Source organism: Clostridium sp. 1001271st1 H5 (genome assembly GCF_005845215.1).
Taxonomy (GTDB): Bacteria; Bacillota; Clostridia; order Lachnospirales; family Lachnospiraceae; genus Enterocloster.
The window spans coordinates 107,470-129,906 of the sequence record NZ_SPHO01000009.1 but is presented as its reverse complement, the minus strand read 5'-3'; the positions used below and the strand labels follow the sequence as shown (position 1 = coordinate 129,906).

Sequence of the window (22,437 nt, the reverse complement as noted above, 5' to 3'; positions counted from 1 at the left end):
AATGATGGATTTAACTGATTTTATAGAACATACAGAGGGCCTGAATGTCCAGGGGATTCTTGTGACTGTGAACGGACAGGAAGTAGCCAGATACCTGCCGGAGAAGGATGAGGCCAGAAATATTTATTCGGGAACAAAAAGCTTTACTTCGGCTGCGGTGGGATTGGCGGTTGCGGAAGGAATGTTTGCACTGGACGATTATGTTGGGGACTGTTTTGGCGATGATATGCCGCCAGAGCCGTCGGACTATCTCATGGAAATGAAGCTGGTCCACCTGCTGACCATGAGCATGGGGTTTGAAGAACCCGTGCTTATGGGGGCCATGCGGCCGTCTATGGAGGAAAAGGACTGGGTGAAATTCGTGCTGAAGCAGAAGGTGGTCAGGAAACCGGGAACCAGTTTTATGTATAATAATGCAGGGCCATATCTGCTGGGCGTGCTGGTTCAGCGCAGGTCCGGCATGAACCTGATGGAATATCTTACCCCCAGACTGTTGGAGCCGCTGGGCATCAAGGCGGGAAAAAGCGAGCAATGCCCAATGGGATATACCTTTGGGGCAGGCGGGATGTTTCTGAATCTGGATGATTTCGGAAAATTAGGCCAGCTCTATCTCCAGGAGGGAAGATGGGAAGGAAAACAGATTCTGCCCGCACAATGGATTAGGGATTCATCCAGGGAATTCATACGGGCTTTTGGAGATGAGGAGATTGGGGAGGGATATGGATACCTGTTCTGGACCATGAAGGACGGGATGTACCGGGCCGACGGAAAATACGAACAGTACTGTATCATATATCCGGATAAACATGCAGTTATCACGGTGAAGGCCATGGATGTGGAACAGGAAAAGGATAAGGCGGTTTTGCGGGCAGTTCTCAGATATATTGTTCCGCGCTTGTAGCGGACAGGCTGTACCATGACCTCGGCAGAAAGGAGCAGCAGGATGGATTTTAAGGAATTAGAGTATGTACTGGTTATAGCCAGGGAAAAATATATTTCCAGAGCAGCTGAAAAGCTTTATATATCCCAGCCGGCTCTCAGCCGGTTTCTCATGAATCTGGAGGAACGGATGGATACAAAACTGTTTGAGCGTACCAGCAAGCAGTATATGCTTACCCCGGCCGGGGAACTGTATGTCCAGATGGCTGAGTCCGTCCTGTCAATCAAGCATGAATTTGACATGAACCTGGCTGAGCTGAGGAAGGGGGATGTCAGGAAGCTGCGTATCGGCATCACGCCTGGCAGGGGCAGGACCGTGCTGCCCATCCTGCTGCCGGAATTCCGCAGACGGTATCCGAACTATCAGCTGGAGCTGTATGAGGATAATGTGCAGAAGCTGGAGAGCATGATGGAAAACGGGGAAATTGAGATTGCCTTTTTCACCCTGGACCGGTACTCCCATCTGTCCGGTTCAAGGATACGGTGTGAACTTCTGTCAAGGGAAGAAATCGTGCTCTGCTGTGAAAAGGGAAGTTCTCTTGCCGCAGATGCAGTGGACAGGGAAGGATTTTCATTTCCATGGGTTGATTTGGGAAAATTCAGGTACCAGAGTTTTCTGTTGCTTAAAAATAACATGAGGCTGGGAAGCATGGCCGTCAGGATTCTGGAGGAAGAAAAAATAGTCCAATCTGTCAGGATTACCCAGATTGGCTCCATTGACACTGCGCTTGCCCTGGTTGGCCAGGGATATGGGGTCTGCTTTGCCAGCAGTTTCAGAATCAAAGGGCATGAGGCTTACCCTCATATCCAAGTGCTGTCTTTTGGGAAAGAACGGGTGTGCTGGGACTTTATCGCGGCCTTCCGCAAGGATTACCAGCTGCAGGAGGCAGCCAGGTTTTTAGTGGACAGTATGAAAGAATTATGACAGGACCAAAAATCAATGCCCGCGCACTTCACACGGAGAGCTGCGGGCATTTTTATGGCCGGAACAGGATTCTTAATGATTTTTAAGATAAAGCCTTTCTGTATTTAAGATTCCCCGGCTATGATGAAATCAGAAACAGGAAAGTCAGGAATAAAAAAATAAATCAATGATATACAAGGAGGTCTTGGGGAGTATGGAGATTCGCAAACCAGCCGTGGCAGGGACACTGGAGTCCAGTGACTGCCAGGTCACCGTGGAGCCGGGAGAGGGAAATATTGAGTTCGCGCTTGAGAGCGCTGTCATCAACCAGTACGGAAACCAGATTAAGAGAGTGGTCATGGAGACATTGGGAAATCTGGGCGTGGAGGATGTGAGGATTGCTATTGTGGACAAGGGCGCTCTGGACTGCACCATCAGGGCCAGGGTGGAAGGCGCGGTGTTCCGTGCAGCCGGACAGTATGACAATCTGCCGTGGGGAGGTGCCATCCGATGATAAATTCAGGTAAAAAGAGGCTGAGAAGGACCATGATGTTCCTAAATGCCCAGAAGCCGGGACTGATTAAGGACCCGTATATCTACAGACCGGACTCCATCATGCTGGATTTGGAGGATGCCGTGGCTGAGAACCAGAAGGATGCGGCCAGGTTTTCACTGTACCATGCCCTTAGAACCATTGATTACCGGGGATGCGAGAGGGTGGTGCGCATCAACGGACTGGACACTCCCTACTGGAAGGAGGATATCCGGTGCGCGGTGGCCGGCGGCTGTGACGCTATCCGCATTCCCAAGACAGAACGGCCCGAGGATGTGAGGACAGTGGAAGGCCGTATTGAGGCAGCGGAAAAGGAATTCGGCATACCGGAGGGCCGTACCTTAATCATGGCGGCTATTGAGTCGGCCAGGGGGGTTATGAAGGCCCTCGATATATGCGAGGCGTCGGAGCGGCTTTTTGGCATTGCCCTTTCGGGCGGGGATTATACAAAGGACCTTCAGACCCATATTACAGGGACGGGAATCGAGCTTATGGGCGCCCGGCAGAATATGATTATAGCTGCCAGGGCAGCGGGTGTGCAGTGTTTTGACACGGTTTACACCAATCTGGACGATATGGAAGGGTTCCGCAGGGATGTGGAAACCATACACCTCATGGGCTTTGACGGAAAATCCATTATTAATCCCAGGCAGATAACCATTGTCCATGAAATCTTTACGCCCACCCCCAAGGATATCACCTTTGCGGAAAAAGTGGTGAAGGAGATTGACGACAAGAAAGCCAGGGGAATCGGCGTATTTACGGTTGACGGTAAGATGATTGACATAGCATTTTATGACGGCGCCAGGAGAATCATTGCACTGGCTAAGGCATCCGGCGTTTATAAGGGGGATTTGTAAGATGATGAATGCGGTTGGACGGGACATACCCGAAGAAATATTAAGGCAGACAGGCAAGGAGGTGTTTCAGGGAGTCCACCATTTTGACGGGTACACCTATAAGAAACACGGCCCCATGACACAGTGCGTCATTAACTCCGGGGGCAGCAAGCTGGTGGAAAGCATCCATGATGTACTGGTAAAGTGCGGCATTCGGGACGGCATGACGCTTGGATTCCATCACCATTTCCGGGAAGGTGACTTTGTGGTCAACATGGTCATGGAGGAGGTCCATAAAATGGGAATCAGGGATATCACCATCTGCGCCAGCTCCCTGGGCAAGGCCCATGACCCCATTGTGCCCTATATTGAGGACGGCACCATTACCAATATCCAGTCATCGGGTGTCCGGGGAAAGGTGGGGGAAGCCATATCCGAGGGAAAGCTTAAGGGACTTGCCGTCATGCGGTCCCACGGCGGCAGGGTAAGGGCCATTGAGACAGGGGAAACCGTCATAGATATTGCCTTTATCGGAGCGCCTACCTGTGATGATTACGGCAACTGCCGGGGGATTGGTGGCAAAAGCGACTGCGGTGTGCTGTCCTATGCCATGGTGGATGCATTCCATGCGGATAAGGTGGTGGCCATCACGGACTGCCTTGTGCCCTTCCCCAATTTTCCGGCCCATATCAGCATGACAAAGGTGGACTATGTGGTTGTGGTGGATGCCATAGGCGACCCTGAGAAGATAGCCACCGGGGCAGCCAAACCGACCACGGACATGAGGAAGCTGATGATGGCGGATTACTGCACCAGGTTTGTGGTCAATACCCCATATTTTAAGGATGGGTTTTCTTACCAGACAGGAGTGGGGGGAGCTTCCATCGCCTCTACCATCTCCCTTGCCAAGGTCATGAAGGAGAGGAATATCCGAATGAGGTTCGGGGTGGGCGGACTGACAAAGCCCATGTGCGACCTGCTGATTAACGGCCAGGCGGATTGTCTGCTGGATACCCAGGACTTTGACCTGGATGCAGTGGAAAATCTAAAGGATTTAAAGCATTTCCGCATATCGGCAGGAGCCTATGCCGACCCCTTCAACAAAGGGGCCGTGGTCAATAAGCTGGATTTTGTGATTCTGGCAGCCCTGGAGGTGGACGTGAATTTTAACTGCAACGTGGTGGTTGGCTCTGACGGAGTCATTACAGGAGCCCAGGGCGGCCATCCTGACACGGCGGCCGGTGCAAAGTGCACTATTGTCATCACACCCCTGCTCCAGGGCAGGATACCGGCAGTGTGCACCCAGGTGACCACAGTCACCACGCCGGGAGAGAGCATTGACGTGGTTATTACGGATTACGGCATTGCCATCAATCCCCTCAGACAGGATTTGATTGAGTGCATGAAGGATGTGGACCTGCCTTTTAAGACCATCGGAGAGCTGAGGGACATTGCCTACTCCATAGTGGGCGAACCGGAAAAGGTCCGGTTTACAGATAAGGTGGTGGGTATCATCGAAAGCCGGGACGGAACCATCATGGATGTGGTGCGGCAGGTGAAGAAGTTTGAGTTTACAGAAGAATGAGTCTGCGGAAACGTAAAAATCAGAAAAAGTAGATGAAAATGGCCTGAACCGGGGACCGCTGGGCGGAACCTGGTTCGGGCCGTCTGTCTGTTTAGCTGCCGGACTATTGATAAGGTTACGGAACAAACCGGTACCCCAGGCCCCGTACCGTCATGATATGGGCCGGTTTCTGGCGGTCCTCCTCAATCTTTGAGCGGAGACGGTTGATATAGACCATGATGGCGTTGTCATCCACGGCAATGGTATTGCCCCACACATGCTCGTATATCATTTCTTTGGTGAATACCTGGCCCGGGTGTTTCATGAACAGAAGCATAAGGCTGCTCTCCTTGGATGAGAGGAAGATTTCCCCGCCGTCCTTATAAAAACGCATGGTGGACGTATTGTAAGAAAAGGGTCCGCACTCCAGCTGTTCCGAGCTGTCAGAGGACAGGTTCCTGCTGCGGCGGATTAGCGCCTTGACCTTGGCGCCCAGCACCAGGGGACGGAAGGGTTTGGTGATGTAGTCGTCCGCTCCGATGGAAAGGCCGTAGAGGGAGTCGTAGTCTTCGTTGCGTCCGCTGACAATCATCACAGGGGTCTTGATACCCTGGCTCCGCAGGGCCCTGATGACTTCAAATCCTTCCATGTCCCCCAGCATCACATCCATGAGAATCATGTCATAGGCATGGTTTTTAAGGAGATGCAGGGCGGCCTGCCCGCTGTCCGCCACAGTGGTTTCCAGGTCATTGCTGTGCATTACCTTTTCCAGCAGTTTGCAGATGGACGGGTCATCGTCCACAATCAATACTTTGTCAGCCATAGTTCCCCCCAGAATCTTTTGTTTCCCTGTTTGTTTTTTGATGTAAAATCATTATAATATTAAGGTGGAGACAAGTCAATAAGGGAGTCATTTTACATCATAAGGGGTAGTTTATGAAAGAGAAGAAAAAAGACGGGAAGAGGAACGGATACCTGGCTGCTGCTGCCGGTCTGCTGTGCGCAGTGCTGCTGGCCCTGGCCTTTGCCGGGTTCAGCGTGTGGAATGAATATAAACAGTCCATCATAGATAACCAAAAGCAGCAGATGCTTCTGACCGCCCAGAGCCTGGCGGACAATCTGCAGGTGCTGATTGAGGAATATAAGGCGGACCTGGAGGCTCTGGACGGCATGGCTCTCAGGCGGACTGAGGGGGATGGGGAGCCGGACTGGGCCGTATTCCGGGAGTATGCCCGGGCCCATCATGCATTTGTCTATGACATCATGCTGGAAAATGGGGATGGAGAGGTGGTGCGGAGCATGAAGGGGCATAAGATTACCACCATTTATTCCGTCAGTGCGGTTGATAGCACCATGAAACTGTATCAGGCCAGGCTGGACAACGGGGATATTTATCTGATATTAAAGAAAAAGACCGGACACAACCATTCGATTTCCCTTGTTATTGACGGACAGGCCTATTACCAGAGCATGATTTCCGGTATCCGTCTGGGAACCAACGGCTATGTGGTGGTGAAGGATTCCAGGGGAACCATCCTGATGCACCCGGACCGGGAACAATGGGGAATTGATGTCATATATGGGCGGCGCCACCTGTATCCGGATAAGGACCTGGCCAGCCTGGAGGATATGACAGACAAGCAGAACCAGGGACAGGAAGGCGTATCGGAGTACTATTCCTACTGGTGGACCGAACCTGGTGCGCCAAGGGTTAAGAAGATAAGCGCCTACTCCCCGGCCCCCATAGGCCAGGATTTCCTGGTGGTCAGCGCTGTTATTGATTATGACGATATCTATATCCCCATAGCAGAGGGATTTTTAAAGCTGGTTATGGTGTTTTCAGGCATTATGGGGGCCATTCTTCTTATGGGGGCTTACATGCTCCGTCTGGTGCTCCAGCGGAAAAAGGATACGGAGCAGATTGCCTATCTGACGGAGCTTAACCGCCTGCTGGAGGAAATGCACCAGAGTGAGGAGGCCATTGCCCATCAGCAGAGGCTCCAGATTATGGGGACCATGACAGGAGGCATTGCCCATGAATTCAACAACCTGCTTACGCCTATTATGGGGTATGCGGAGCTGCTGATGATGGACCTGGATGAGGACTGCGGGGAATATGACAGTGCGTCGGAAATCTACGAAGCTTCGGTAAAGGCAAAAGAAATCATACAGCAGATATCCTCCCTCAGCAGAAAGAACATGGAGACAGCCTATAAGAATATGGGGGCGGAGAAAATGATGAAGCGCGCCCTGAAAATGGTCCGGTCCGTATGCCCGTCCAATGTGCACCTGGAAACAGACCTGGATTTCAGGGGAAAATGCATTCTTGGAAATGAAACCCAGATGAACCAGGTTATCCTGAATATATGCGTCAATGCCATTCACGCCATAGGCCATGAGGAAGGCCGGATTCTTGTAAGGGGCAGGACAGCAAAAAAAGGGGAGCTGGAGTCCGGCTGTCATGTACCGGTTTCAGGTACCTGGGATGAATATGTGAGAATCGATATTGAGGATAATGGCTGCGGCATGAGCCAGGATGTGCTGAAGCAGATATTTGACCCGTTTTTTACCACAAAAAAGGGAGGAAAGGGGACCGGACTGGGACTGGCCCTGGTGGAACAAATCATCACCTCCCACAGAGGTTACATATATGCGCAGAGCCAGCCGGGAAACGGCAGCGTATTCCATATTTACCTGCCTGTCAATGAACAGACAGAGCCGGATGGTGAGGAAGCTGGGACGGAGGCCAGAGAGCCGGGGCTGCGTCTTCTCATTGCAGATGACAACCCCAAAGTGCTGGGGCTTCTGGAAAAGAACTTTCACCGCCTTAAGATACCGGTGGTGACAGCCATGGGTTTTGAGGAGGCCGGGAAGCTTCTGAAGACCCGGACCTTTGATGCTGTGGTGGCGGACCAGTACATGGAAGGCGGGAGCGCAGTGGACTTCTGCATGTCCATTCAGGGGCAGTATCCCGGCTTGATAAAAATTGTCATGGCGGACCAGGTGGACAAGGAGCTGGCGGAGGCCAGACAGAGGGGAATGATAGACGGGTACATTGATAAGCCTGTCTCAGACACTTCGATACTGAAAGCCCTCAGGGACTGCGGGCGGGAAATGGAATCTTAACAATCATTCATGTTCCTCTTAATCTGATTTAAGGGACTGACCGTAAGGGTGTAAGGTTGGGCGTTTATACTTGAATCATAAAATAAATGAGAAGAGGAGGAACAGATATGAGTGAGACTATGCTTGCATTGCTGGGCTTTGCGACCATTATCATGATTATTGTTTTGTTGCTGAAAAACGTTACGGTTCCGGCCATTGCTTTCATCGGCGTGTCCACGGTGACAGCCCTGATTCTGGTGCTGACCGGTACATTTACGGTAAAAGAAATGGGGGGATTTATCAAGGCAGGCGTACAGGGGGTGCATTCCACGGCGGCCCTGTTCATTTTCTCGGTGCTGTTTTTCGGAATCATGACAGATGTGGGAATGTTTGACCGCATCATCAATGCCCTGATGAAGAGAGTGGGACACAATGTGGTGGGGGTAGCCCTTATGACCTGTATCATTGCCATGATTGGACATCTGGACGGAGGCGGGGCATCCACCTTTCTGATTACCATTCCGGCCATGCTGCCTGTGTACAAGCGCCTGAAGATGCGCCCGACCACCCTGCTGCTGATTTGCGTGACCGCCATGGGCGTCATGAACCTTCTGCCATGGGGCGGCCCTACCATGCGTACTGCCTCTGTGCTGGAGATTGAGTCCAATGTACTCTGGATGAAGCTCATGCCCATGCAGATTGTAGGTATCGGCATTGCGCTGTTCACTGCTGTGTTCTGGGGTTTTGTGGAGAAGAAAAGGGGCGCGGGCATTGACAGCGGCCTGGCGGCTGATGACTGCGGGATTTCCGGGATTGCAGAGGAGGCAGGGGACCACAGCGACTTGGTCAGGCCGGGAATGTTCTGGTTCAATGTATGTCTGACCCTGTTCATCATTGTGTGCCTTATATGGCTTCCCGTGCCATCCTATTACACCTTTATGCTGGGATGCGTGATTGCCCTCCTGGTCAATTATCCCGGAGCCAGGCTGCAGAACAAAATCATCAAGTCCCATGCAGGTCCTGCCCTGATGATGGCCTCCACCATTCTGGCGGCAGGCGTGTTCCTGGGCGTACTGGAGGACAGTGAAATCATGAATCATATGGCAAATGTGCTGGCGTCCTTCATACCCCAGTCCATGGGCAGGTTCCTGCCGCTTATCATCGGAGTGCTGTCCGTGCCGCTTACACTGATGTTCTGTACGGACTCTTATTTCTACGGGCTGCTGCCTGTGCTGATTGGAGTGGGGAACAAGTTCGGCGTGGACCCTGTACATATCGGCATTGCAATGGTGGTGTGCCGCAACTGCGCCACCTTCATAAGCCCGGTGGTGCCTGCTACCTTCCTGGGTGTGGGACTGGCCGGCGTGGAAATCAAGGACCACATCAGGACCTCCTTCTTCTGGATATGGGGCGTCAGCCTTGTGTGCATGGTGGCGGGACTGCTGCTAGGGGTGCTTTCCGTCAGCTGATGACTGTCAGACAGGAAACAGGCTCCGGAATGTATATCCGACAGGGATATGCATGTCCGGGGCCTGAATTATTTTCTTTATATTTTCCTTTCGATTTTATTACATCGGTTTAGAATTTGGGATTATATGGTATACTAAACCAAATATGTAAATAAGAGTAAGGAGATGGAACAGGATGAGATTCAGAAAATGTGCTGCTGCCGGAGTCCTGGCACTGTCCCTGGTGGCAATCTGTCCCCTGGGCGCCATGGCCGGGCAGACAGCGGGACCGGGGGCAGCGTATCAGCCCTCTGTCAACGGGGTGAACATCTATGTGAGCAAGATGGGGAACACACTGACTTTGAAACAGTATTCCCAGACCATAGGGACCTGGCCCGTTAAGCTGGGACGGCGGTCTGAGACAGGGGACAAGGTGCAGGAGGGGGATGAAATTACGCCCTCCGGCTCATTCTATGTGTGTACGAGAAATGACCAGAGTATATGCTATCTGGCACTGGGACTTTCCTATCCCAATGCCGAGGACGCAGAGCGGGGCCTCAGGGACGGCCTGATTAATGAGGAGCAGTATAATGCCATTGTGGAGGCGAATAAGGCGGGCAGGCAGCCGCCCTGGAACACCCCTTTAGGCGGGGCCATCGAGATACACGGGGACCAGGGAGGCGGAACCTCCGGCTGCATTGCGGTTACAAATGACGTGATGGATATCCTGTGGGAATACTGCCCTCTGGGTGTTCCGGTGACAGTGGGGCCATAGAGCCGGTATCTCCTTCAGCCCTCCTGTGTGCACATCCATGACAAAGCCCCGTATCTCCACGTCCGCCGGCATGAGAGGATGATTCCTTAGAATATCCAGGGAGCGTACCACGGAGTCCTCCGGAGACAGGAAACCATCAAACCAGTTTTCCAGGGAACCGCCTGCTGCCTCAAATGCTTCCATGGACTCCCGGCTGATACCTCTCTGTATCAGGTGTTCACGGATGGTACTGGTTTCCATTCCCCTGACGCCACAGTCCGTATGGGCGATTACCATGATTTTTTCTGCCTTGAGCTCCAGCAGGGCAATGAGAAGGCTGCGGACGGCAGAGTCGTAAGGGTCCAGTACCATTCCGCCTGCATTTTTTATTATTTTTGCGTCCCCGTTTTTCAGCCCCAGGGCAGCGGGCAGAAGTTCAATGAGTCTGGCATCCATGCAGGCCAGGATAGCAAGCTTCTTTTTCGGGTATTTTTCCGCCTGGTATGGGAGATATCCTTTCCCGGCTGTGAATGTCTGGTTATATTGTATGATTTCGTCTATCATGGCTGTATGCCTCCGTGGATGTTTTTTCTCTATTATAGGGTTGGTTCCTTACAGCAGGTACAGGAAAATCCTTAATGATTGTTTAGAAATAGAAAATGAGAAAATGGAAAACAGAGGGCTGGTTCTGGCCAATGCGCCTGCTTTCTGGTATAATACAGGAAAATGAATGGTTTGGAGGGAGAGGAACATGTGCAGGAATAAGAAGAAAAACAACAATGTCTGGCTCCATGCAAGGCCGGTAAGCTCAGCGGCGCCTGCATGGAGTAATAGCGGCCGCTGAGATGAGTGCTGGCTTTGCTTCCTTGGGATTGATGAGTATAAGGAGTGAGCCAACATGAAATATGTTAATGCGAAAGCAGTCCTGCCCCGCCATCTGGTGGAGGAACTGCAGGAATACATACAGGCCGGATATATTTACATTCCGGCCAGGGAAGACCAGCGCAAGGCGTGGGGAGAGCAAAGCGGCTGCCGCAGGGAACTGGCAGAGCGCAACGCCGGAATCGTGGATGCTTACCGGCGCGGGGCATCCCTGGAGGAACTGGGTGATGCGTATTGTCTTTCCGTCCATGCCATTCGCAAGATTGTATATCAAAAGTAAAGGTCAGGGGACTGCGGCTGCGCGGTCCCCTGTTTTTGCGCAGTTCAGGGGAGGATACGGAATAGCTGCGGAAACCATTGTACCAAACCATGCAGAAGAGAACAGTAGATTGCATATCTGCGTCCGCTGGGATAGGATGGAATTATCAGAAGCAGAAAAGAGGTGTCTTAAGATGCAGACTTATGACAGGATACGGGCCGGTTATGGAGAGGCGGATATAACGCCGGTCAGTCCGGTTGAAATGGTGGGATTTTACCGTCCGGACAACCGGTCTCAGGGTGTGAGGGATGCGCTGAGGCTTCAGGCCCTGATATGGGAGAACGCCGGCGTGAGGGGCGGCCTTATTACCATTGACAGCCTGGGCTTTACAGTGGAGCTGTCCAATGTTCTAAGAGACAGGGCTGCGGAGGCGCTTCGCACGGAACGGGAGCAAATCATGGTGTGTTTTTCCCATACCCACAGCGCGCCTAACGGGGCGGCGGAGCCGGATTATTTTAAAATGGTATGCAAGAAAGCGGCGGAGGCTGTCCGGGAGGCAGAAGGAAATATGAGGCCCATGGAGGCGGCCTGGGGAATCGGGGAGAACACTGTTGGGGTGAACCGGAGGAACGAGCCGGACCAGACGGACGGACGGCTGGGAATCCTGAGGCTGGCAGCAGGGGAAGGGCCGGGCCGGGAGGTCCTTCTTGTCCGCGTGACAGCCCATGCAAATGTGCTGACCGGGGATAATTATTTTATTTCCGCAGATTATATTGGGGCTGCAAGGAAACGGCTGGAGGAAACATACGGCTGCCGTGTCATGATGGTGCAGGGGGCCTCCGGAGATATCCGCCCCAGATATCATCAGGATAACCTGGAATACACGGAGATTCACTGTTACGAGATGGCCCGGAACGGATTTTCACAGGAATACAGGAAGAAATATGAATCCCAGAGCCGGCAGGCCCTCAAACAGATGGCAGAGGATATCTGCCGCAGCGTGGTGTCTGTGTATGGTTCACTGGAAATGCAGCCCTTAGAACGGCTGGAACTCCGCTCTTCCTTTTGCCGGTTTGCAGCGGATGTGCCTGATATGGAACGGGCAGCGTATATTGCAGAGGAAGCAAAGCGGGAGGCGGGCATTGACGCAGGGATGTGGCTGGAGGAGGTAAAGAGGCTCAATGAAAAGGGAATCCTGCGCCAGTACGCAGACATTGAGATACAGTACCTTTTTGTCAACCAGGGCTGTCTCTGCGGCGTTCCCAATGAGGTCATGTGCCGGATTGCCATTGATATCCGGAAGGGGGCAGAGGAGCAGCTTCTGTTTTTTAACGGCTATACCAACGGATGCAGCAGCTATCTGCCCACAGAGGAAGAGTATGATAAAGGGGGATATGAGGTGCTCTGGTCCAACCTGATATATTTCCCCTACCACGGCCGGGTTATGCCTCTGAACCGTGATACAGCCGGGAAAATGGCGGACAGGGTAGTGCGGGATTGGAAAAAACGGAAGTAATATAATATGGGAATCAATCATAAAACACAGGGACTGCTGCATCCGTCCATACGCCGGAAGCAGCAGTCCCTGTCATGGGTTTATATGCCCTTTGGTTTGTATTACATCGTGAATCTGTTTCTAGTCGTCTTCCTCAGGTACCAGCTCCGTGGTTTCTTCCTTAGGCGGCATGGCCAGCGAGAAAATGATGAAGCAGACAAAGGCAGCCACCAGACCCGGAATAATGGGCTGGCTGAACTTTATGCCGAACAGCATCCCCTTGGAAATATGCTCCAGGTATACCACCACGATGGTACCGGAAATCAGGGATGCAATGGTGCCTGCTGTGGACGCCTTTTTCCAGTAATGGCCCATGACATACGGGAAGAAGGACCCGGCTGCCCTTAAGGTGAAGCAGAACATCAGGATGGATACAATGCTCTGGGTGTTGAAGAGGGCGATAAACATGGAGGCCACGCCAACCAGACACATAACGATTTTGGTCACCTTCATAACGGACTGGCTGGATGCATCCGGCTTCAGAACTGCCTTGTAAATGTCATTGGCAAAGATAGAGCCTGCGCCAAGGAGGTCGGAGTCAGAGCTGGACATGGTGGCTGAGATGATGCCTGCAAACAGAAGTCCGCATATAAGGGCCGGCATGGTGTTGATGGCCAGAACCGGCAGGGCGTAACGGGCGCCCACGGACTCAAACTGTGCGGAGCTGAACTTGCCCATATTGATTAAGGCCAGCGTGATGATGCCCAGGATGGTAGGAATGAAGGCATAGATGAAATTGACCAGGGCTGCCAGCCATGCGCCGCCCTTGGCTGCCTTTTCATCCCTGGCAGCGTAGAAACGCGACACTGCCTCCTGTCCCACGGAGAAGGTGGCTGTGTACATGATTACAAGGGAGATGATTCCAAACAGGTCATAGCCCTGGAACAGGCTCAAGGTGCCCTCCGGTATATTGGACGCCACATTTCCCCAGCCCCCGGCGTAATTCATGGCAAAGGGAACTGCGATAATCATGCCGATTACAATCAGGAATACCTGGACAAAGTCTGTCAGCGTAACACTCCAGAGGCCGCCCATGATGGAGTAAACCGTAACCACCACGGCAACGATGATGACAGCCACCTGGTAGTCAATGTTCAGCATGGTGGACAGGATGACCGCAGATGCAATAAACTGTCCGGCAGTAAGGCCCACCAGGGGAAGGAGCATGATGACGGCTGTTATGATGCCGCAGGATTTGCCGTAGCGCCTGCGGAAGTATTCAGGAACTGTCTTGACCGTGGCTGCCCTGAATTTGGGTGCAATAAAGCTGAGGATGATGAATGCGATGCCCATGGTGGTTATGTACCAGGACGCACTGAGTCCAAAGCCTGACATACCGTTCTGGACCACGCCCAGGGAACTGCCGCCGCCGATTTCCGTGGCTGCCAGGGTGCCGGCCATGAGAAGCGGTCCCAGGCGGCGTCCGGCCACCATGAAGTCGGTGTTGGTGGAAATTTTAGTGGATGAGTACCAGCCAATCCACAGCATCAAAAGCAGGTAGATGATTACAATGATTGTTACAATTACATTTGAACCCATAAAACCCCTCCTGTTGAAATGATTTTCTTACCATTATTTTACCATAGCAGGAACAGGGGAATAAGGGCCATTTCTGCAGAAATTATACCGAATATGATACTTTGCAGGGGAACTTGACTTATGGCATCAATGCCAATAAAATATAGGATAGGCTGTGGGACGTGCAGCAGTTTTATGGGAGAGGGGGCACTGGGTATGTATGAGGTGGCTATCTGTGACGATACAGAGCAGGAGCGCATTCAGGCAGCGGAATATGCCGGGCGCTTTTTTGACAGGGAAGGCCTGGAGGTTCACATAGATACATATGCTGCCGGAAGGGAGCTTCTGGAGTCAGGAAGGGCGTATGATTTGTATCTTCTGGATGTGCTTATGCCCGGTATGAGCGGTATTGATACGGCGGAAGCACTGGCAGGGGAAGACGGGCAGGGCCATCCTGTGGTGGTGTTTATTACATCCTCCCTGGAATCCGCAGTGGAGGGATACCGGGTGGAGGCGGCAGGATTCATCCTTAAGCCGGTGGAGGAAGAGAATTTCCGGTCCACCATGGAACGGGTGATGAGGCGCAGGCTGGGAGTGAAAAAGGCGGTCCTGTCCGTGGTGCACAACCGGGTGAATGTAGAGCTTCCCCTGGAGCGTCTGGCCTGGTTTGAGAACCGTCTGCACCGAGTCTTTGTGAGACTGACAGATGGGGAAGTACTGGCCATTAACCAAAAGCTGTCCGAGCTGCAGCAGGCTCTTGAATGCCATTCCCAGTTTCTGCGCTGCCACCAAAGCTACCTGGTGAATCTGGATTATGTGGATAAGCTGGAGGATTCCTGCTTTTACATGAGGGATGGGCAGATGATTCCCATATCCAGGAATTTTTATAAACAGAGCAAGAATGCCTATTACCATTACCGGCTGAAGTGAGGTGCCTATGAACGACGCGGCATGTACTGTCTTTATGAACCTGATTAACCTGGCTGTGCGTATGATGCCCATTTTCGTGTGTCTGGAGCCAAAACACAGCTACAGGGAGAACATAGCAGCCATTTCCGCCTACCTGTGGGTTATCATGATATCCATGGAATCTGTATTCCATATCAGCCCTCAGGTCTTTTTTGTGTTCCGGGGCGTATTTTCCTGCCTTTATTTCCTGGTGCTCCTTATCTTTTTTAAGGGCACCCTTCTTAAGAAAGGCTTCCTGTACATATCCGCATGGCTGTTCGCGGTCCTGTCCACATCGCTGAATGAGTTTGCAGCCTGGATGTTAAAGGGGCATGTTTCCCTGACATACGGACAAATCTGTGTGGCGGTATCCCTGCTGTGGGCCTGCGGTTTTTATGTGTTTGTACGGTTCTGGCTGAGGGATAAGGTGGACCGGCTGTTTGACCAGTTATCCAGGCGCTCCTGCTCACTGCTGCTGACGTACCCATCGGTTTCCCTGTTCATTCTTTTTATCGGAAACAACACCATATTTTCATCCCTTTCCCTGGCTGTGCGCGGGCTGGAGGACGTGCTGTTCTACCTGGCACTGTGCATCATGATACTGGTGCTCTATGTGCTGATTTTAAGCAGCACCCTGGAAATCATGTGCAGGCGCAGGACAGAGGAGGAGCTGCAGTTTGCCAGACAGCTTATCAGCCAGCAGAGGGAGCATTACAACCAGACCCTGGATTACATTGAACAGGTGCGCATCATCAAACATGATTTCCGCCATCACATCCATGCCCTTCTGAATATGGACAGGGGAGAACGGACCAATTATCTGATGAACCTGAAACGGGAACTGGACATGACGGCGGAGATGGTGTTCTGCCAGAACCAGGCCGTGAACGGACTTCTCCAGGAGTATGCTGCCAGGGCAAGGCAGGATGGGGTGGAGTTCACTGCCAGGGTGGATTTGTCCGCCCATGTGCCGGTGGATGATTTGACCCTGTGCATTGTCATCGGCAATCTGCTGGAAAATGCCCTGGAAGCATGCCGCCGCCTGTCAGGGCAGCGCTTCATCCTGGTCCAGGCCAGATGGCTGGATGACCACCTGATGATGCTGGTGGAAAACTCCTACAACGGACAGATTAAGAAGAACGGCAGCAGGATTCTGTCCAGCAAAAGGGACGGAGGGCTGGGCATACTGAGCATAAAGCGAATCCTGAACCAGCCGGGGGACGAGTTCGACGTGGATTACAACGACACCACCTTTACGGCCATGGTGAAAATTGTGGACCGGGCCCTGGGATAGAATGGGCAGATATGCTATTGCTTGCTGTCTTTATGAGACTGTAATTTGGACTGGGCATCCATCTTGGACTGGGTATCCAGCAGGTCCCTGGCCGCCTTAATCAGATAATCCTGCAAAGCCGGAGAGAGTTCATCGAAAATATCCAGGAACTCTTTCCACTTTTTTTTATTTTCAAGGAACATGGGTCCGGAACCCGTGCGGAGCCAGGTTTCATTGACACTGAATTGGGAGCAGATGGTCTTAATATTCTGCTCCGTAACAGTGGAACCGCTTTTTTCCATATAGCTTATGGCATTTTGTTTCAACCCGATTTTTTCTGCAAATTCTTTCTGGCTCAGGCCAAGTTTTTTTCTCAATTCCCGTATACGACTATTCATTCAAAATACCTCCAGAATCAAGATATCAATTATTGATAATAAAGTCAAGAAGGCTAGGAAATCATTGCCCGTGAGATTCCGGCGGTAAAGCCCTCGGTACTGACCATCGGCCATGTGGAGGCGGGCTTTGCCTACAATGTAATCCCCTCCGAGGTGCTGATTGAGGGCACCATCCGTGCTCTGGAGGAGGATGTGCGCCAGGAACTGGACAGGAGAATCGGTGAGATTGCCAGGACGACCGCTGAAACATTCCGTGGTGAGGCAGAGTACGAGATGATATGGGGCGCTCCTCCTGTTATCAATGATGCGGACATGGCTGCCCTGGCAGCGGAATGCGCCAGGGATGTGGAGGGGGACAGGGGCATCACCATAGGAGGTGTGGCAGGACGGGTGGTCAGGAAGGAAGAAGGCTACCTTACGCTGGTCATTGATGAGGAAAAGAACGTGACCATGAAAATCGTGCTGTATGCAGTCAATCAGAAGATAAAAGGATTGCAATCTCCTTAAAACCATGTATAATGGTAGATGTAAATAAACGGGGAGCTCACTTAAGTGGGCTGAGAGTAAGCTGTTCATGCTTAGACCCATTACCTGATTTGGATAATGCCAACGTAGGGACCATAGCGGACGATTGCCGGCGGAGCACCTGTTTTGGTGTTCCGCCTTTTTTATGCGCGGGGCGGTTTTGTATGGCATCAGGCATGGGCGCCGGAGCTTCCCGGCGGCGGATTGGGGGCACCACCTTCTGCCGCTTTATAAAATTAATGCGAAAAGGAGAAAGATTATGAAAACAGCATTAACAATCGCTGGAAGCGATTCCAGCGGAGGCGCCGGCATCCAGGCAGATATCAAGACCATGACCGCTCACGGGGTTTACGCCATGAGCGCCATAACGGCATTGACTGCCCAGAATACAACCGGCGTGACAGGAATTATGGAGGTGACTCCATCTTTTTTAAGGGAACAGTTGGACGATATATTTACGGATATTGTTCCGGATGCAGTTAAAATCGGTATGGTTTCCTCCGGGGGCCTGATAGAGGCCATCGGGGACAGGCTGGCATTTTACAGGGCTGCCAATGTGGTGGTGGACCCGGTCATGGTATCCACCAGCGGTTCCAGGCTGATTAGCGGGGAGGCCATCGGGGCGTTAAAGGAAATCCTGCTGCCCATGGCCAGCCTGCTGACTCCCAATATACCGGAGGCAGAGGTGCTGTCAGGAATGACGATACATAATCCCGGCGACATGGAGCTGGCGGCAAGGAATATCGGGGAAGGCTATGGCTGCGCCGTGCTTCTTAAGGGAGGCCACCAGCTGAATGACGCCAACGACCTGCTGTACCGCGGCGGAAACCTTAAGTGGTTCAAGGGCAGGCGGATTGACAACCCCAATACCCACGGGACAGGCTGTACCCTGTCCAGCGCCATTGCCTCCAACCTGGCCAAGGGCATGGATATGGACCTGGCGGTGGAGCGCGCCAAAGCATACCTCTCAGGTGCGCTGGAAGCCCGGCTGGACTTGGGAAAGGGAAGCGGACCAATGAACCATGCATTTGCCATCCGGGGCGAATATTAAGGAGGAATGGGTATGAAGGAAAAGGGAACTTCCGTATTTGCCAACAGCCTCATATGGTTTGGGGCAGGTGTATCCATTGCTGAGATACTGACAGGCACCTATCTGGCGCCTTTGGGATTTGGAAAGGGCCTGGCAGCCATTTTGCTGGGCCATGTGATTGGCTGCGCCCTGCTGTTCATGGCAGGACTGATTGGCGGGTACACCAGGCGCAGTTCCATGGAAACAGTGAAGATGAGCTTTGGACAGAAGGGAAGCCTGCTGTTTTGCGGGCTCAACGTCCTGCAGCTGGTGGGCTGGACCTCCATCATGATTTATGACGGCGGACTGGCTGCCAACGGTATTTTTAACGCGGGCCTGTGGGTCTGGTGCCTTGTAATTGGAGGTCTGATTCTGGTATGGCTTTTGATTGGAATCAGGAATCTGGGAAAAATCAATACAGCGGCAATGGCAGCCCTGTTCGTACTGACACTTCTTCTGTGCCGGGTCATATTTACAGGCAGCGGAGCGCCGGTCCCGGAGACAGACGGTTCCCTGAGCTTCGGGGCGGCTGTGGAGCTGTCCGTGGCCATGCCGCTGTCCTGGCTGCCGCTAATCAGCGATTATACAAGAGAGGCCGAAAAGCCCTTTGGGGCAACGGCAGCCAGCGCCCTTGTATACGGCCTGGTAAGCTGCTTCATGTACGTCATTGGAATGGGCGCAGCCATCTATACGGGTGAATATGATATTTCAGTCATCATGGTCAAGGCAGGACTGGGAATAGCCGGACTTCTTATCATCGTGCTGTCCACCGTGACCACCACATTCCTGGACGCATACTCCGCCGGTGTGTCCAGTGTGTCCATTACAGGCAGGATAAAGGAAAAATGGGCGGCAGTTGCAGTAACCATTGTGGGTACTGCGGCAGCCATGGTATACCCCATGGACAATATTACGGATTTCCTTTATCTCATCGGCTCCGTGTTCGCACCCATGATTGCCATCCAGATTGCGGATTATTTCATTATCAGGCAGGACCATGAGGCGGAGACAGCCAATATAGTGAACCTGGTTATCTGGCTTGCTGGTTTTGTGATGTACCGCATACTGATGCATGTGGATACCCCTGTGGGAAGCACCCTTCCTGACATGGCTGCCACTGTGGCGCTGTGCGTGGTCTGCCGCCGTGTGACGGCTGCCGGCCGTGCAGCGGCCAGTCGGGTCTGAGAGGCAGCGGACTGGTATGAGAAATAGCGGCCAGCCGGGTCTGAGAGGCAGCGGACTGGTATGAGAAACAGCGGCCGGACAGGTCTGAGAGGCAGCGGCCGGCCGGCAGATTTCCCGGTTCACGCTGGCGGAAATTGTGACAAAAGTATGATATTTCTATAAAGTCCTTTACGGGAAGGCATTGCAGGTGTTACAATATGCTCTGGCAGTCCGGGTGACATAACGCCCAGGCGCCTATTACGGGAAAATGGCCGGACATAGGGACGGCGGACTGGTTTTTCCATAAGAAGAGGAGCATAATTTATGAAAAAATGGATGAGTATATGTGCAGCGGCGGTACTGGCAGTTTCAGCCCTGGCCGGATGTAGCACCAGCGCAGGGACCGCAACCACGGCAGCGCAGACCGAGGCAGCCAAGGAAGATGCAGCCAAGGCAGAGACTGCTGAGAAAGAGACAATTAAGACAGCAGAGGCTTCAGAGGGAGCCCGGGATACAGCTTCTGAGGAAATTAAGACAGCAGCAGGAAAACACCATGTAAAGATTAATGTAAAGGATTACGGCACCATTTCCGTGGAGCTATACGGGGATGAGGCCCCCATTACGGTGGCTAATTTCCTGGAGCTGGCAAAGGACGGCTTCTATGACGGGCTTACCTTTCACCGCATCATAAGCGGTTTCATGATTCAGGGCGGCGACCCGCTGGGAACAGGCATGGGCGGTTCCGACCAGGAAATCAAGGGCGAGTTTTCCAGCAACGGAGTGGAAAATCCATTGTCCCACACCAGGGGCGCCATTTCCATGGCACGTTCCCAGATAAAGGACAGCGCCAGCTCGCAGTTTTTCATTGTACATGAGGACAGTACGTTCCTGGACGGGGATTATGCCTGCTTCGGGTATGTGACAGAGGGCATGGAGGTAGTGGATGCCATCTGTGAGGATACAAAGGTGGAGGACAACAATGGTTCCGTGGCAAAGGCCAACCAGCCTGTTATTGAGAGCATTGAGGTAGTGGACTGATAATGGTCCTGACATACGAAAGAATCCGGGATTCCCTGTTTTTGGGACCCCGGATTTTATATTTTTATGAAGAATTCTTACATTTTTGGTTTTTATATTGAAAATATGCAAAAGGGCTGTTATGTTAAGAAGGCGTCCTGCCATATTCAGGCAGGGGCAGAAAATAATGCAGTTAATATCAATAAAAGGCAGGGCAGGATTATTTATGCAGAAATTAAGGAAGAGGACATGGATGGGAAGGCTGGCAGCAGCGCTGGCGGCAGCGGCTGTGCTTGTGCTGGCAGGGGCTTTTGTGTCCCTGGCAGATGAAGGCGGAGACACAGCCCGCTTTGTATCCGGTACAAAAGTCAACGGCGTGGGCGTGGGCGGACTGACCGTGGATGAGGCCAAGGACAGAATCGAAGGCTTTTATGCCGGTGAATACAATCTCACCATCAAGGAGAGAGGCGGACGCCAGGAAACCATAACAGGCACGGATATCGGTTACAAGGTAGCGGTTCCGGAGGGACTTAAGGCCATACTGGATGCACAGAACGCGTCCGGGCGTGTCTCAGGACCGGATGCGGATAACTCCCATACCATGACCATGACGGTGACCTATAGCCAGGAGGCCCTGGAGGCAAAGATTAAGGCTCTGAACCTCATAAGCGGCTCCGGCATCACGGTCACTTCCGATGCCCATATATCCTCCTATGAGGAGGGACAGCCTTTTTCCATTATACCGGCTGTCCAGGGGAATAATGTGGACGAGGCCAGGACCACAGAGGTGATTACGGCAGCCGTAAAAGCAGGCCAGAGCTCAGTGGACGTGGACAGCGCGGGCTGTTACTACCAGGTAAATGTATGGGAGACAGATGAGAATCTTATGGCCCTGTGTACACGTATGAACCAGTACCGCGATATGAGTATCAGCTATGTATTCGGCGAGGAGCGGGAGACTCTGGGCGGGGATACCATAGCTACCTGGGTCACAGGAAGCCAGGACGGGGTTGTGACGGTTGACATGGAGAAAATTACGGCCTTTGTGACAGAGATGGCCGCCAGAAGGGATACAGCAGGAACCGCCCGTATATTCCATACAGCCACTGGCAAGGATGTGGAGCTGACAGGCCCCTATGGCTGGAAAATAGATGTGGCAGGCGAGGTGCAGGCCCTGGCTGCCCTGATTCAGGCAGGCCCCGCAGCTGCTCCGGCGGACAGGGAGCCTGTATATGCACTGACGGCAGCCAGCCGTACTGCTCCTGACTGGGGCGCCACCTATGCGGAGGTGGACCTGACGGGCCAGCATGTATATATGTTCCAGGAGGGAAACCTGGTGTGGGACGCGCCCTGCGTCACGGGAAATATATCCAAGAATTACGACACGCCCGCAGGCATCTACAGTCTGACCTACAAGGAAAAGGACAGGATACTGAGGGGGGCCAAGAAGGCGGACGGCACCTATGAGTACGAGAGCCATGTGGATTACTGGATGCCTTTTAACGGAGGCATTGGTTTCCATGATGCCACATGGAGAAGCAAATTCGGAGGCACTATTTTCCAGACCAGCGGAAGCCATGGCTGTATAAACCTTCCCCCGGAAAAAGCCAGTATACTCTATGACCTGATTTATAAGGGCATGCCTGTGCTCTGCTACCAATAACAGAGGGCAGCGCAATGGCCAATCCCTGTCCGGCATAAATTCAAACCAGCTATATAATAA

The 22,437-nt window shown here is 52.6% G+C and carries 20 protein-coding genes, 1 pseudogene and 1 riboswitch; of the genes and pseudogenes, 17 read left to right on the top strand and 4 right to left on the bottom strand.

All coding sequences use genetic code 11. From position 1 onward, the window contains the following. The first annotated feature begins 1 nt into the window (after position 1). The 5 genes from FGS84_RS15225 (at position 2) to citF (ending at position 4,820) form a co-directional block, all read left to right on the top strand. Entirely contained in the window at positions 2-901 is a 900-nt protein-coding gene (locus tag FGS84_RS15225) for a serine hydrolase (RefSeq protein ID WP_171042641.1), read from the top strand. A gap of 42 nt (positions 902-943) precedes the next feature. After that, positions 944-1,864, top strand: coding sequence for a LysR family transcriptional regulator (locus tag FGS84_RS15220; RefSeq protein ID WP_171042640.1), 921 nt, complete (start codon positions 944-946; stop codon positions 1,862-1,864). Positions 1,865-2,057: 193 nt separating this feature from the next. Then, on the top strand, positions 2,058-2,357 hold the full coding sequence (citD, locus tag FGS84_RS15215) for a citrate lyase acyl carrier protein (protein ID WP_027641015.1): 300 nt from the start codon (positions 2,058-2,060) through the stop codon (positions 2,355-2,357). Continuing rightward, on the top strand, positions 2,354-3,256 hold the full coding sequence (locus tag FGS84_RS15210) for an aldolase/citrate lyase family protein (protein WP_138309393.1): 903 nt from the start codon (positions 2,354-2,356) through the stop codon (positions 3,254-3,256). The genes citD and FGS84_RS15210 overlap by 4 nt, the downstream gene beginning before the upstream one ends. A 1-nt stretch (position 3,257) precedes the next feature. Beyond that, a complete protein-coding gene (gene citF, locus FGS84_RS15205) occupies positions 3,258-4,820 on the top strand; it encodes a citrate lyase subunit alpha (RefSeq protein ID WP_138309392.1) in 1,563 nt (520 codons plus the stop codon). Positions 4,821-4,935: 115 nt separating this feature from the next. On the opposite strand, the gene FGS84_RS15200 is transcribed toward citF, so the two are convergent. Continuing rightward, positions 4,936-5,622 carry a response regulator transcription factor gene (locus FGS84_RS15200; RefSeq protein ID WP_138309391.1) on the bottom strand — a complete coding sequence of 229 codons (687 nt, stop codon included), beginning with the start codon at positions 5,620-5,622 and terminating at the stop codon, positions 4,936-4,938. A 113-nt stretch (positions 5,623-5,735) separates the two neighbouring features. On the opposite strand from FGS84_RS15200, the gene FGS84_RS15195 reads away from it, so the two are divergent. The 3 genes from FGS84_RS15195 to FGS84_RS15185 all read left to right on the top strand — a co-directional run bounded on the left by FGS84_RS15195 (position 5,736) and on the right by FGS84_RS15185 (position 10,127). Continuing rightward, the gene (locus FGS84_RS15195; RefSeq protein ID WP_138309390.1) at positions 5,736-7,925 is read left to right on the top strand and encodes an ATP-binding protein; all 2,190 of its coding nucleotides are present in this window, start codon (positions 5,736-5,738) and stop codon (positions 7,923-7,925) included. A gap of 107 nt (positions 7,926-8,032) precedes the next feature. After that, positions 8,033-9,373 (top strand): citrate:proton symporter, encoded by a 1,341-nt coding sequence (locus FGS84_RS15190; protein ID WP_138309389.1) that lies wholly within the window; start codon positions 8,033-8,035, stop codon positions 9,371-9,373. Positions 9,374-9,548: 175 nt separating this feature from the next. Beyond that, positions 9,549-10,127: a L,D-transpeptidase gene (locus FGS84_RS15185; RefSeq protein WP_138309388.1), complete on the top strand. Its 579-nt coding sequence runs from the start codon at positions 9,549-9,551 to the stop codon at positions 10,125-10,127. 33 nt (positions 10,128-10,160) lie between these two features. Here the strand turns inward: FGS84_RS15185 and FGS84_RS15180 are convergent. Beyond that, positions 10,161-10,670, bottom strand: a pseudogene (locus tag FGS84_RS15180) (carbonic anhydrase); the annotation flags it as partial. 334 nt (positions 10,671-11,004) lie between these two features. Here FGS84_RS15180 and FGS84_RS15175 point away from each other — a divergent pair. Both FGS84_RS15175 and FGS84_RS15170 read left to right on the top strand, forming a co-directional pair. Then, the gene (locus tag FGS84_RS15175; RefSeq protein WP_138309387.1) at positions 11,005-11,268 is read left to right on the top strand and encodes a CD3324 family protein; all 264 of its coding nucleotides are present in this window, start codon (positions 11,005-11,007) and stop codon (positions 11,266-11,268) included. A gap of 136 nt (positions 11,269-11,404) precedes the next feature. Beyond that, entirely contained in the window at positions 11,405-12,763 is a 1,359-nt protein-coding gene (locus FGS84_RS15170; RefSeq protein WP_347563840.1) for a hypothetical protein, read from the top strand. Between the two features lie 120 nt (positions 12,764-12,883). Here the strand turns inward: FGS84_RS15170 and FGS84_RS15165 are convergent, their stop codons facing one another. Then, on the bottom strand, positions 12,884-14,341 hold the full coding sequence (locus FGS84_RS15165; protein ID WP_138309385.1) for a sodium:solute symporter family protein: 1,458 nt from the start codon (positions 14,339-14,341) through the stop codon (positions 12,884-12,886). Positions 14,342-14,515: 174 nt separating this feature from the next. Between FGS84_RS15165 and FGS84_RS15160 the strand changes: the two genes are divergently transcribed. Next, a complete protein-coding gene (locus FGS84_RS15160; RefSeq protein WP_347563839.1) occupies positions 14,516-15,250 on the top strand; it encodes a LytTR family DNA-binding domain-containing protein in 735 nt (244 codons plus the stop codon). 7 nt (positions 15,251-15,257) lie between these two features. After that, the gene (locus FGS84_RS15155) at positions 15,258-16,562 is read left to right on the top strand and encodes a GHKL domain-containing protein (RefSeq protein ID WP_138309384.1); all 1,305 of its coding nucleotides are present in this window, start codon (positions 15,258-15,260) and stop codon (positions 16,560-16,562) included. 14 nt (positions 16,563-16,576) lie between these two features. Here FGS84_RS15155 and FGS84_RS15150 read toward each other — a convergent pair whose 3' ends face one another. Next, positions 16,577-16,939 carry a helix-turn-helix transcriptional regulator gene (locus tag FGS84_RS15150; protein ID WP_138309383.1) on the bottom strand — a complete coding sequence of 121 codons (363 nt, stop codon included), beginning with the start codon at positions 16,937-16,939 and terminating at the stop codon, positions 16,577-16,579. A gap of 114 nt (positions 16,940-17,053) precedes the next feature. Between FGS84_RS15150 and FGS84_RS31545 the strand changes: the two genes are divergently transcribed. From FGS84_RS31545 to FGS84_RS15125, 5 genes are all read left to right on the top strand, one after another. Next, the gene (locus tag FGS84_RS31545) at positions 17,054-17,446 is read left to right on the top strand and encodes a hypothetical protein (RefSeq protein WP_243129986.1); all 393 of its coding nucleotides are present in this window, start codon (positions 17,054-17,056) and stop codon (positions 17,444-17,446) included. A gap of 19 nt (positions 17,447-17,465) precedes the next feature. Further along, positions 17,466-17,575, top strand: a riboswitch (TPP riboswitch). Between the two features lie 148 nt (positions 17,576-17,723). Then, complete coding sequence (gene thiD, locus FGS84_RS15140; protein WP_138309382.1) at positions 17,724-18,515, top strand: bifunctional hydroxymethylpyrimidine kinase/phosphomethylpyrimidine kinase; 792 nt, start codon at positions 17,724-17,726, stop codon at positions 18,513-18,515. Between the two features lie 12 nt (positions 18,516-18,527). After that, positions 18,528-19,718 (top strand): putative hydroxymethylpyrimidine transporter CytX, encoded by a 1,191-nt coding sequence (cytX, locus tag FGS84_RS15135; protein ID WP_138309381.1) that lies wholly within the window; start codon positions 18,528-18,530, stop codon positions 19,716-19,718. A gap of 303 nt (positions 19,719-20,021) precedes the next feature. Further along, positions 20,022-20,735 carry a peptidylprolyl isomerase gene (locus FGS84_RS15130; protein ID WP_138309380.1) on the top strand — a complete coding sequence of 238 codons (714 nt, stop codon included), beginning with the start codon at positions 20,022-20,024 and terminating at the stop codon, positions 20,733-20,735. 205 nt (positions 20,736-20,940) lie between these two features. Next, on the top strand, positions 20,941-22,377 hold the full coding sequence (locus FGS84_RS15125; protein WP_138309379.1) for a L,D-transpeptidase family protein: 1,437 nt from the start codon (positions 20,941-20,943) through the stop codon (positions 22,375-22,377). Positions 22,378-22,437 lie beyond the last annotated feature (60 nt).

Excerpts from the sequence above, each read along its gene's own strand:
- FGS84_RS15130 (WP_138309380.1), top strand. The coding sequence starts at position 20,022 with ATGAAAAAATGGATGAGTATATGTGCAGCGGCGGTACTGGCAGTTTCA.
- citF (WP_138309392.1), top strand. The coding sequence starts at position 3,258 with ATGATGAATGCGGTTGGACGGGACATACCCGAAGAAATATTAAGGCAG.
- FGS84_RS15195 (WP_138309390.1), top strand. The coding sequence starts at position 5,736 with ATGAAAGAGAAGAAAAAAGACGGGAAGAGGAACGGATACCTGGCTGCT.
- FGS84_RS15125 (WP_138309379.1), top strand. The coding sequence starts at position 20,941 with ATGCAGAAATTAAGGAAGAGGACATGGATGGGAAGGCTGGCAGCAGCG.
- FGS84_RS15150 (WP_138309383.1), bottom strand. The coding sequence starts at position 16,939 with ATGAATAGTCGTATACGGGAATTGAGAAAAAAACTTGGCCTGAGCCAG.
- FGS84_RS15160 (WP_347563839.1), top strand. The coding sequence starts at position 14,516 with ATGGGAGAGGGGGCACTGGGTATGTATGAGGTGGCTATCTGTGACGAT.
- FGS84_RS15170 (WP_347563840.1), top strand. The coding sequence starts at position 11,405 with ATGGAATTATCAGAAGCAGAAAAGAGGTGTCTTAAGATGCAGACTTAT.
- thiD (WP_138309382.1), top strand. The coding sequence starts at position 17,724 with ATGAAAACAGCATTAACAATCGCTGGAAGCGATTCCAGCGGAGGCGCC.
- FGS84_RS15220 (WP_171042640.1), top strand. The coding sequence starts at position 944 with ATGGATTTTAAGGAATTAGAGTATGTACTGGTTATAGCCAGGGAAAAA.
- cytX (WP_138309381.1), top strand. The coding sequence starts at position 18,528 with ATGAAGGAAAAGGGAACTTCCGTATTTGCCAACAGCCTCATATGGTTT.
- FGS84_RS15185 (WP_138309388.1), top strand. The coding sequence starts at position 9,549 with ATGAGATTCAGAAAATGTGCTGCTGCCGGAGTCCTGGCACTGTCCCTG.
- FGS84_RS15225 (WP_171042641.1), top strand. The coding sequence starts at position 2 with ATGATGGATTTAACTGATTTTATAGAACATACAGAGGGCCTGAATGTC.
- FGS84_RS15210 (WP_138309393.1), top strand. The coding sequence starts at position 2,354 with ATGATAAATTCAGGTAAAAAGAGGCTGAGAAGGACCATGATGTTCCTA.
- FGS84_RS15175 (WP_138309387.1), top strand. The coding sequence starts at position 11,005 with ATGAAATATGTTAATGCGAAAGCAGTCCTGCCCCGCCATCTGGTGGAG.
- citD (WP_027641015.1), top strand. The coding sequence starts at position 2,058 with ATGGAGATTCGCAAACCAGCCGTGGCAGGGACACTGGAGTCCAGTGAC.
- FGS84_RS15200 (WP_138309391.1), bottom strand. The coding sequence starts at position 5,622 with ATGGCTGACAAAGTATTGATTGTGGACGATGACCCGTCCATCTGCAAA.
- FGS84_RS15190 (WP_138309389.1), top strand. The coding sequence starts at position 8,033 with ATGAGTGAGACTATGCTTGCATTGCTGGGCTTTGCGACCATTATCATG.
- FGS84_RS15165 (WP_138309385.1), bottom strand. The coding sequence starts at position 14,341 with ATGGGTTCAAATGTAATTGTAACAATCATTGTAATCATCTACCTGCTT.
- FGS84_RS15155 (WP_138309384.1), top strand. The coding sequence starts at position 15,258 with ATGAACGACGCGGCATGTACTGTCTTTATGAACCTGATTAACCTGGCT.